We start from the raw sequence: 1,826 nt of genomic DNA, 5'->3' as shown, positions 1-1,826 counted from the left end.
ATTCGGTTTCATAATATCAATTAAAGGAAATAACTCATCCGGCAGATCCGCTCTGGCCGGTGATGGATCGAGAATCATGCATTTATCTGCCTTTTTGGCCATTCTGGCCAGTTCAAGCACCGTGTCGATTGGCGTCTCCAACTGTGTCATAATAAAATCGCTCCATTCCACAGACGCCTTTTGTTTGCGAAGCAGATCCGGTGTCAGGCATGCATTGGCTCCGGAAATAACAATAATACTATTGTCGCCCTTCTTGTCCACATCTATGATCGCCATACCCGTCGGTGCCTCCGGCATACGATTGATTGCCGTTGTGTCCACACCTGCCTGGGCTAAATTCTCCGTCAAAATCATGCCATTATTATCCCATCCGACACAGCCAATGATTCGCACATCGCCGCCCAACTTGCCAACTGCATAGGCCTGATTGGCCCCTTTGCCACCCGGATGATAAGTAATGCCATCGCCAATAATCGTCTCTCCCGGCACCGGATGATGATCTACGGAAAGGACCATATCCATATTCAAGCTCCCCACAACTAAAACTTTCTTCATATCCCCTTTTTCCTTTCCTTCCAAAGCCAGCTTCCCCCAGCTGTCCGGAATCCAGTTCTATTATTTATCCTATACTACTGTTGTACCACATTTTGAGAGTAACTACAACCTAACTTTTCTTACAGCATTCGTTTAAAACAATCGATTAAATTTCATCTTGATAACGCAGTAAAATAGGTTTATAATTGCTCTGGTGCTTATGGCACTTTTTATTTTAAAATGTCCTTTAGAAACATATCTCTAAAGGGCATTTTTATATACTTCTCCAACCTTTTCTATGATATTCTTATATTAAAGTAACTGTTCAGAGCCAACCTCCAAAATACTACGCATTTCATACCTGTTTTTTGAAATTTTGCTTGGCTCTGAACAGTTACATATTAAACATATTTAATAGAAAGGACTGACCGCCTTGCATCTCACTGAACTTCGTATCCGCAATTACAAGTCCATCAGCGACCTGCTGATCACCGATATCGAAAACGCCCTGATTCTCGTGGGCAAAAACAACACCGGCAAAACGGCTATTCTTGATGCCATCCGCGTTGTCACCGGCAGCTGTGCCGTTGAAATGGATGATTTTCAGGAGGATTACGCCAATATAGAAATCTCCGTCTGCCTGCTCTTAAGCGACAATGATTTGAAAATGCTCCACGCTGCAGGTCAAATCAGCACTTACCGCCGATTTGACAAATGGCTTCAGGATTTCAAGCGGAAACTGCCATCCTATGATGAGGCGACCCAGACCCTTTCTTTTACATTTATCGCCAACCGCGACGGGAAAATCCGTTACAGCGACGGATATCAGAAGAATAACAACTGGATTCCCCGACTGCTGCCGCCGGTTTATTATCTGGACCCGCAACGCAATCTGCGGCAATTTCAGGACGATTTGCTGCTCATGCAGGAAGACAGCCTTTTAAAACAAATGCGTTCTGGCTGCTGTCTTTTTGATTCCGCCAAACCATGCACCCACTGCTTTTCCTGTATCGGTCTGATCAACCAGAAAACACCTGCCGAATTAAATGCCTTTGAAGCGGCCAGATTGCTGGATTACAAGCTGTATCAGCTGAATCTGGATGATTTTTCCAGAAGAGTTAATGCCAACTACAGAAAAAACGGCGGTCAGCATGAAATCATCTACTCCATGAACCGTGATATCGAGCAGATGCTTTCCGTTACCGCCGAAATTGCAGATGAAAAGCAGAAAACGCTGCGCCCTATTGAACATATGGGCAAAGGCATGCGCAGCATTTATATGCTTTCGCTCC

General features: G+C 44.6%; 2 protein-coding genes. One reads left to right on the top strand and one right to left on the bottom strand.

Going from position 1 to position 1,826, the window contains the following annotated elements:
* Positions 1–555, bottom strand: a 555-nt coding sequence (locus tag WMO25_RS17650; RefSeq protein WP_349086504.1) for a ribokinase, incomplete at its 3' end; no start/stop codon positions are given.
* Positions 556–967: 412 nt separating this feature from the next.
* On the opposite strand from WMO25_RS17650, the gene WMO25_RS17645 reads away from it, so the two are divergent.
* Positions 968–1,826, top strand: an 859-nt coding sequence (locus tag WMO25_RS17645; RefSeq protein WP_349086502.1) for an AAA family ATPase, incomplete at its 3' end; no start/stop codon positions are given.

The sequence above is a fragment of the Coprococcus intestinihominis genome, assembly GCF_040096555.1.
Taxonomy (GTDB): domain Bacteria; phylum Bacillota; class Clostridia; order Lachnospirales; family Lachnospiraceae; genus Coprococcus_A; species Coprococcus_A intestinihominis.
This window is presented reverse-complemented; position numbering and strand designations above follow the sequence as displayed.